Origin of the sequence: Methylobacterium trifolii (assembly GCF_022179685.1) — a bacterium.
In the GTDB taxonomy this organism is placed as follows: domain Bacteria; phylum Pseudomonadota; class Alphaproteobacteria; order Rhizobiales; family Beijerinckiaceae; genus Methylobacterium; species Methylobacterium trifolii.
The window spans coordinates 1-7927 of record NZ_BPRB01000408.1 but is presented as its reverse complement, the minus strand read 5'-3'; the positions used below and the strand labels follow the sequence as shown (position 1 = coordinate 7927).

Annotated in this window: 8 protein-coding genes and 1 pseudogene; 4 read left to right on the top strand and 5 right to left on the bottom strand. The window is 72.3% G+C overall.

Annotation, left to right across the window (positions count from 1 at the left end; translation table 11 throughout):
* Both COGEMETH_RS25335 and COGEMETH_RS25330 read right to left on the bottom strand, forming a co-directional pair.
* A partial coding sequence (locus COGEMETH_RS25335) for an ABC transporter transmembrane domain-containing protein (RefSeq protein ID WP_283215052.1) occupies positions 1 to 500 on the bottom strand: 500 nt, incomplete at its 3' end.
* A gap of 100 nt (positions 501 to 600) precedes the next feature.
* Positions 601 to 2133: a LysM peptidoglycan-binding domain-containing protein gene (locus COGEMETH_RS25330; RefSeq protein ID WP_238185422.1), complete on the bottom strand. Its 1533-nt coding sequence runs from the start codon at positions 2131 to 2133 to the stop codon at positions 601 to 603.
* Positions 2134 to 2380: 247 nt separating this feature from the next.
* Here COGEMETH_RS25330 and COGEMETH_RS25325 point away from each other — a divergent pair, with 247 nt between their 5' ends.
* A complete protein-coding gene (locus COGEMETH_RS25325) occupies positions 2381 to 2983 on the top strand; it encodes an LOG family protein (protein WP_238185421.1) in 603 nt (200 codons plus the stop codon).
* Between the two features lie 10 nt (positions 2984 to 2993).
* On the opposite strand, the gene COGEMETH_RS25320 is transcribed toward COGEMETH_RS25325, so the two are convergent.
* Together COGEMETH_RS25320 and cysS are read right to left on the bottom strand one after the other, a co-directional pair.
* Complete coding sequence (locus COGEMETH_RS25320; protein WP_238185420.1) at positions 2994 to 3608, bottom strand: PIN domain-containing protein; 615 nt, start codon at positions 3606 to 3608, stop codon at positions 2994 to 2996.
* Positions 3605 to 4987 carry a cysteine--tRNA ligase gene (gene cysS / locus COGEMETH_RS25315; RefSeq protein WP_238185419.1) on the bottom strand — a complete coding sequence of 461 codons (1383 nt, stop codon included), beginning with the start codon at positions 4985 to 4987 and terminating at the stop codon, positions 3605 to 3607. Before cysS ends, COGEMETH_RS25320 begins: the two co-directional genes overlap by 4 nt.
* A 350-nt stretch (positions 4988 to 5337) precedes the next feature.
* Between cysS and COGEMETH_RS25310 the strand changes: the two genes are divergently transcribed.
* Positions 5338 to 5685, top strand: a complete 348-nt coding sequence (locus COGEMETH_RS25310; RefSeq protein ID WP_238185418.1) for a hypothetical protein — start codon at positions 5338 to 5340, stop codon at positions 5683 to 5685.
* 144 nt (positions 5686 to 5829) lie between these two features.
* Here COGEMETH_RS25310 and COGEMETH_RS25305 read toward each other — a convergent pair whose 3' ends face one another.
* Positions 5830 to 6351: a CreA family protein gene (locus COGEMETH_RS25305; RefSeq protein WP_238185417.1), complete on the bottom strand. Its 522-nt coding sequence runs from the start codon at positions 6349 to 6351 to the stop codon at positions 5830 to 5832.
* 156 nt (positions 6352 to 6507) lie between these two features.
* Here COGEMETH_RS25305 and COGEMETH_RS25300 point away from each other — a divergent pair, with 156 nt between their 5' ends.
* Together COGEMETH_RS25300 and COGEMETH_RS25295 are read left to right on the top strand one after the other, a co-directional pair.
* Positions 6508 to 7521 carry a DUF2865 domain-containing protein gene (locus tag COGEMETH_RS25300; RefSeq protein ID WP_238185416.1) on the top strand — a complete coding sequence of 338 codons (1014 nt, stop codon included), beginning with the start codon at positions 6508 to 6510 and terminating at the stop codon, positions 7519 to 7521.
* Positions 7522 to 7653: 132 nt separating this feature from the next.
* Positions 7654 to 7927 (top strand): annotated as a pseudogene (locus COGEMETH_RS25295) (OmpA family protein); the annotation flags it as partial.

The following is a 7927-nucleotide window of genomic DNA, read 5'->3' as shown; positions in this document are numbered from 1 at the left end:
GGCGGCCTCACCCGCGTGCTGGAGCGCGGGCGCTCCGGCACGCGGGTGAGGCCGCCGGTCTTGCGCTCCAGGTGGAAGCGCAGCGACAACTGGTGCATGTGCTCGAAGGTCTTCAGCGCCAGCCGCCGCACCGCGTGCATCGCCACCTTGGCGAACAGCCCGTCGCGCACCTGCGTCAGCCCCGCCATCAGGATGCGCGAGAGGCCGTAGAGCCCGATCAGAAGCATGGGCGCGGCGAGCAGCCCGGTCGGGACCGATCCGCCCTCCTTGCCGCCGACCATCGCGACAAGGGCGTCGGTGGCCCACTTGAAGGTGAAGGGCGTGACCATGGTCGCGAGCTTGGCGACCAGCAACAGGCCGAAGGCGAGGTAGACCCGCCGCTGCAGGTCGGGCCGGCCGTGGGGCCAGAGATAGGGCCAGAGGCGGCGGTAGGTGGCGACGAGGCCGGGGCGCGCCTCTGGCGCGGTCTCGCCGGCCGGGGGCGCGGGGTCGATGGTCATCGGGAGGTCCGGGGGATTCTTGCTGCGTCGCATATAGGCCTGCGAGCGCCCCGCGGCATCCGGCGTGGGGGCGGGGCTGGCCTGCGCAGCGCCGGCGCGTTCAGCCCCGCTTGTCTCCCGGCAGCACGAGGATCTGGCCCGGATAGATCAGGTCGGGGTCGCGGATCTGCTCCCGGTTGGCATCGTAGATCACGGTGTAGCGCTCGCCCCGGCCGTAGATCTGCCGGCTGATCTGCCACAGGCTGTTGCCGCGGCTGATCCTGGCCGTGTTGATCTCGGCGACGAAGACGGCGCCGGGGGCCTTGCCGGCGGCCTCCGCCTCCGTGCGTGCTGCCGGCATGGGCGCCTCGCCCGCCTTGACCGGAGGGCCGGCCGGGGTGGCAGCGGCCACGTCCGCCCGCGGAGCGGCGGCCGCCGGCTCGGTCCGGTGCGGCTCGCCGCTCTTCGTAGGGGGCGCGGTACCCGGGCCAGTCGCCGCTCCGGGGCCGGATGCGGCGGCGCCGGCTCCCGGCTCCGGATGGGCCGGGCCAGGCGGGCGGGCGGTTCCCGGCGCGGCCGGTGCCGGTGCATCCCGTGCCGCCACCCGGTTGCCGACGGTGCCCGGCCTGTCGCGGGCTGCAACGGTCGCACCGGTGTCGGGCACGACGAACGGCACTTCGGCGCGGGTCCGGACCTTGCCCGAGACGGAATCGACCTGGTCGATCCGCACCCGGTAGTCGCCGGGCTTCACGCCGCGGCCGATGGTGAACGTGACCTTCCCGTCCGGGCCGACGCTCGCCGGGGCGATCAGGGTGTCGTTGAGGTAGAGCCGCACCGTGGCGCCGGGGGCGGCTTCCCCCGTCACGAAGAGCCGTCCGCCCTCCTGCGCATCGACGCTGACGACCCGCAGCGGGACCGCCTTGCCGGTATCAGTCGTGGGCTTGCGCGGATCGGCGGCCGCCCGCTGTCCGGAGGACGCTCCTGTCCTGTCGTTCCCCGGCCGCGTCTGCGCCACGGGCGCGGGGGCTTCGGGCTGCGAGAGCACGACGGTGGGCTTGTCGGGGGCCGTGAGGGCGACGAGGGGCCTGGTGTCGCGCTTGGGCGAGATCGCCACTGCCACGCTCTGTGTCGAGCGGGTCTCCTTCCCGTCCGCTGCGGTGGAGCGGAGCACGATCTCGCTGTTGCCGGCGGCCAGCGCCGGGGGCACGATGGCGAACTGCCCGTTCGGATCGGCGAGCGCCCGCGCCACGGGCTTCCCGTCCACCAGCATCTCGACCACGGTGTTCGGAGCGCCGCGGCCCGCCACCACCGACTCGCCGTTCGGCTCCACGCGCACGATGTCGAAGCTCGGAGCCGTCGCCGCCCCGGCCTTGGCGGTGGAATCCGCGCGGTTCCCCTCGCTCGGCTTGCGGCCGGCCTCCGGGAGCGCGGCCTGTCGCCGGTCGGGACCCTCGGCCTGCGGAGGCGTCTCGGGCGCCGGGGAGGCCAACGGCCGGGGTGCCTCGCCGGCCGAGGTCGCCACATCGCCGGGGGCGCCCGGGCCTCTCAGGCGCGTGAGGAGGTCGCCGCCGCCGAACAGCAGGGACACCAGGCCGAGGCCGCCCGCGAGCCCGATCAGGGCAAGGGCGAGACTGCGCCACAACTCCCGCGACATGGCGTCCTTGTTCCCCATCGGTTCGACGCGCCGGCCAGCGTCGCGGATGTCGGGGTGCGAGGGCCCCCTGGTCCGGCTGCGGAAAACCATCGACGTTGCCCGCCATAATACCGTACATGACCCGGATACAAAGCCGTCCCGCCCGTCGTGCGGGTAAATCCTGCGCGAATTCAGCACTTTGGCCCGGCCTTCGCAGGCCGGCGGCGGGTTTCACGGCTCACACGGAACGCGTGATGGAGGCAACCGGATGGCTCCGGTGAAGACGGTCTGTGTCTATTGCGGCTCCGGCTTCGGCGGAGACCCGGCTTTTCGCGATGCGGCGGAGGTGCTCGGCACCGCGCTCGCCGAGGCCGGCATCGGCCTCGTCTACGGGGGCGGGGACGTGGGGCTGATGGGCACCGTGGCCCGCGCCGTGCTGGCGGGCGGCGGGCACGTCACCGGCATCATCCCCGATTTCCTCCAGGCCCGCGAGCACATGCTCGACGCCATCCAGGAGACGATCGTGGTGGGCGACATGCACACCCGGAAGCGCCTGATGTTCGAGCGCTCCGACGCCTTCGTGGCCTTGCCCGGCGGCATCGGCACCCTGGAGGAGCTGGTCGAGCAGCTCACCTGGGCCCAGCTCGGCCGCCACCGCAAGCCGATCCTGCTGGTCCAGGTCGCCGACTTCTGGACGCCCCTGCTGACCCTCTTCGCCCACATGCGCGCCCACGGCTTCATCCGCGAGGGCCTGGACCTCAGCTACCTCGTGGCCCCCGACGCGGCCTCCGTCCTGCCGATGCTCCAGGCCGCGCCGGGATGGCGGGGCGAGGACCCGGAGGCCGAGCGGTTCGTGGCCGAGCGGCTGTGAGAGTGCCGGCTCAGTCTTCCGCCATCGGCTGCGGCAGGGTCCGCAGGTCGACCGGCACGGCCGGATCGATCTCGCCGACGAGGGCCGGCTTGAGGTCGTAGCGGGCGGCCACGGCCTCCAGCGCCGCCACCGCGTCCCGGTTGACGCCCCAGCGCGACACGGTGGCGACGAAGGCCCGCGTCGTCATCAACGTGACGGGAAAGTCCACGTCGAGGAACAGGGTGGCGATCGTGCGGTCCTCGTAGAGCACTACGGCCGAGGCGGCCTCGGCCGGGTGCCAGTGCCCCACGAACTCGCGAAGCGCCTGCTCGCCGGAATCGCGCAAGGCCGACTTGAGGAGCGCGTCGCCGCCGGGGGTGGGCGCACGGGCGCGCAGGGCCTGCACGCCGATGCCGACCACGGTCTCGACCCGAAGCACCGCCTCGCCCAACCCTTCGATCCAGGCCGCGATCTCGGCGGCGAACGGCTTGGTGCGGTCGCCGACGACCTCGTCCTCGACCCGATCCACCAGGACGATGCGCCCGTTGAGGCCGCGCAGGGTGTCCAGCAGCCCCGCGGCCGCGAGACGGATCAGCGGGCCTGCATCGGCGACGATGATGGGCTGGCGATCCGCGGGGGCGATCATCTCGCCACCGTCCAGGTGGTGGTGCCGTCCTTGTTGTCCTTCACGGCGACACCCGTCGCCGCGAGCGCATCGCGGGCCCGGTCCGAGGCGGCCCAGTCCTTGGCTGCGCGCGCCGCGCGCCGCGCCTCGATCAGCGCTTCGACCGCGGCCACGTCGATGCCCGCCGCTTGCACCGTGTCGCGCTCACGCTCGGTCTTCGTGTGGCCGAGCAGCCCAAGGAGGTTGGCCGCCGCCCTCAGCCGGCCCGGCGCATCGAGCCGGTGGATCTCGGCAAGTGCCGCCGGCGTGTTCAGGTCGTCCAGCAGGGGCTCCAGCACGCTCACGGGCGCCTCCGCATCGGCCTGCGCATCGCCCGCGCCCACGTACCAGCGCTCCAGCATCCGGCTCGACTCTTCCAGCCCCCGCCGCGTCCAGTCGATCGGCTGGCGGTAGTGCGTCTTGAGCATGTTCAGCCGCACGACCTCCCCCGGCCAGTCGTCCAGCACCTGGCGGATGGTGATGAAGTTGCCGGCCGACTTCGACATCTTCTCTCCCTCCACCTGGAGGAAGCCGTTGTGCAGCCAGTAATTGGCCATCACCGGCGTCGAAAAGCAGCAGCGGGACTGGGCCACCTCGTTCTCGTGGTGGGGGAAGATCAGGTCGATGCCGCCGGCATGGATGTCGAAGGTCTCGCCCAGGTGCTTGGCGGACATGGCCGAGCACTCGATGTGCCAGCCCGGCCGGCCCGGCACGGGGATGCCGGAAGGCGAGGGCCAGGCGGGTTCGCCGGGCTTCGAGGGCTTCCAGAGCACGAAGTCGAGGGGTGAGCGCTTGTAGGGCGCGACCTCGACGCGGGCGCCGGCCTCCATCTCGTCCAGCGGCCGCTTCGACAGCGCCCCGTAATCGGGCATCGAGGGCACGTCGAACAGGACGTGGTCGGCCGCCACGTAGGCGTGGCCGGCCGCGACCAGCCCCTCGATCATCGCCACCATCTCGGCGATGTGGTCGGTGGCCCGCGGCTCGATCAGGCGCGGACGGCTGCCCGCCGTGTTCACGTCCTCCGGCATCAGCACGCCGAGGTCGCGGATGTCGGCGTGGAACTGCGCAAGCGTCCCGTCCGTCAGTTCGCGGATGGTGATGCCGCGCTCGGCGGCGCGTGCGTTGATCTTGTCGTCCACGTCCGTGACGTTGCGGGCGTAGGTGACGTGGCCCGCGCCGTAGCGGTGGCGCAGCAGCCGGAACAGCAGGTCGAAGACGACGATCGGGCGCGCGTTGCCGATATGGGCGGCGTCGTAGACGGTCGGGCCGCAGGCATACATCCGCACGTTCGCGGCGTCGAACGGGACGAACGGCTCCTTGGCCCCGGTCAGGGTGTTGTACAGGCGCAACATCGGGGCCATCAAGCCAACCCTCGTCTCGGTGATCCCGCCCCCGCCGGCACGCCGCGCGCCGCGTCGGCCGGCCGGGAACAGCCCTTTGGTTTCAGGGGCCTGCCGCCCTCGGTGCCGGATCGGCCCGCGCGATCCGGAGAGGAGCGCCACGTCCCGCAGCCGCCGCGTGTTGCGGATCGGCGACGGTCTCGCCGGCCCGATGGCGCTACCCCAAAACCGTGAGGAATTCGAGAACGACGGGGCCGGTGTCTCCCGGCTTCGGACGAAAACGGGTCCGGGCCGAAAGGCTTTCTTTACCGCGTCGTCCGACTTTGCCCGCCAGATTGTCCTGCCGCCATCCCGTGAACAAGGATGTTTCCATGCGTCGCTCGGCTGCCGCACTCAGCGCTCTCGTCGCCGCCGCCCTCCTGTCCTCGCTGGCCCCCGGCGCCTTCGCCGGCGGCGACGGGCAGGGCCCGGCCCATGCCCCGGCCCATGTGGAGAAGACCTTCCTGATCCCGTCGAGCGACGGCTACGGCGTCGGCGACTGCCTGAGCACGCCGGGCAGCGAGTGCGGCCAGGTCGTCGCCAACGCCTGGTGCGAGGCGCAGGGCTACGCGGCGGCCGGCTCCTTCGGCATCGCCGCCCCCGAGGAGTTCACCGGCGCCATCGACCTGCCCGTCTCCAAGCCCGCCGAGCGCCCGATCCGCGTTACCTGCCAGGATTGAGTTTTTTGGAGTTCTCGATCCGTGCGAGGCGGCCCTCGGGGGCCGCCGACGTATCGATTCCGATGCCATGCCGACCCATGGGGCGAACCGGGCCGTAACGCAGGCGATGTTAGGCGGTCGAAACGACGCGCTCGACCTGTGTTCTCACCCCTTCAGAAAGTCCCCGCATCTCGGCGGCGGCTCGGTGCCCCAGGGCATCAGCGGCACGCTCGACGTCGAGTTCTTGGGCGAGCCCTGGATCACCTTGTCGGAATAGACCATGTAGATCAGCGTGTTGCGCCGGGCGTCGCAGCCGCGCACGATCTGCATCGACTTGAAGATCAGGGAGCGGCGCTCGCTGAACACCACCTCGCCCTGGCCGAACTTGCCCTTGAACTGCACCGGCCCGACCTGGCGGCAGGCGAGCGAGATGTCGGACACGTCCTCGGCCAGCCCCAGGGTGCCCTTGATGCCGCCCTTCTCGGGCTGGGTGTACCAGCAGGCCACGCCCCCCACCGCCGGGTCGTCCACCCCGTAGACGACGAGCTTGTCGTTGGGGGTGAGCGGGCGCCAGACCGTCGACTTGTCGAAGATCCGGTCCGGCTCCTGCGCCAGGGCGGGGCCCGCCAGCGCGAGGCCGGCGAGCATCGCGCCCGCCGCAATGCGTGTGAGACTCCGAAGCCACATCGCCAACCATTCCCCCGTTCGATCCGTCCCGCGCATGTAGGAGGGCTGTCGCGCAAGCGCGAGGGCGGCTAAAAAACTTCCGTTCGCCGCCGCACATTCGACCGTGCCGGCGCGGGCCGTATCCCCGGTCCGCGGGGCATCGAACCCCCGATCGCCATGCCGCCGATGCGCCCTCCGATTCGCCTGCTCCTCCGGCCGCTGATCGCCCTGGCGCTCTGCCTCGGCGCTGCCGGCGCGTCGGCCCAGGCGCCTGCCCAGACCTGCCAGCGCTACCGCGCGGAACTCGCGTCCCTCGGCGACGGGGCCAGCGTCACCCGCGCGCTGCAGGGGGAGATCGCGCGGCTGCAGGCCTATCACCGCACCCTGAACTGCGAGGGCGGCACCTTCCTGTTCTTCGACACCCGGCCCCCGCAATGCGGCGCGGTGGAGCAGCGCATCCGCGCCCTCAACGCGACCTACGGAGGGGCGGCGAGCGAGGACAATTCGGGCCGCCGCCGCCAGCTCCAGGGGCTGATCGCCTCCACCTGTGCCGAGACCCCACGGATCGATGCCGTCACCGGCGAGCAGACGGCCCGCGGCGGACCGCAGGTGATCTGCGTGCGGACCTGCGACGGCGCCTATTTCCCGATGAAGAACCTGCCCGAGGGCCGGGGCGGCGCGGACGAACTCTGCCAGGCCCTCTGCCCCGGCACGGAAGCCGCCGCCTATTCCATGCCCCACGGTGACGACGCCTTGAGGCAGGCCGCGGCGATCAAGGGCAGTCGCGCCTACGTCTCCCTGGCCAACGCCTTCAAGTTCCAGAAGAGCTTCGTCCCGAACTGCTCCTGCAAGCCGGTCAACCAGACCTGGGCCCAGTCCCTGGTGAAGGCCGAGAGCATGATGGTGCGGCACAAGGGCGATATCTTCGTCACGCCGATGCAGGCCGAGGCCCTGTCGCGGCCGAAGGTCCGCCTCACCCTGGTCGGCCGGGCCGACAAGACCGCCGCCGGCCTCGCAGCGGACGCGGCCGGTCGCATCGGCGCCACCGTCTCGGACGCGGGCGCGACGACGGGTTCGACGGCCGCCCCGGCCGATGCGACGATTCAGCCCTCCGTGGTCGCCGTGGACAGGGCGAGCGTGCGCATCATCGCCCCCGGCATCGTCGCCGTCCCCCAGCGCAGCGGCCCCTGACGGCCGCGCGACACCGGCTCCGCCATCGAGGCGGGACGCAACCTCCACCGACGCCCGAGGCTTTCACGATCGGGAACCATTTCGGCCTGACCGGGTTCGGACCGGCCAAACCGAAAACGTGAAGGCCGACCGATGCGGAAGACCCGCCTGCTGCTCCTGACCGGCACGATGCTGCCCGGCCTCGTCCTCGCCGGGCCCGTATCCGCGCGGCAAGGGATCGAGCCGGTCGTCGTCCTGGCGCAGGGCGGTCCCGACATGGAGCGTGGCCCGCGCGGCGGTGGCGAAGGCCCCCGCGGTGGTGGCGGTGCGGAAGGCCCGCGCGGCGGTGGCCCGCGGCCCGAGCGGGCTGCACCGGAGCGTGCGCCGGCCGAGCGCGCGGCACCGCCCGCCGCCCGCGAGCGGCCCG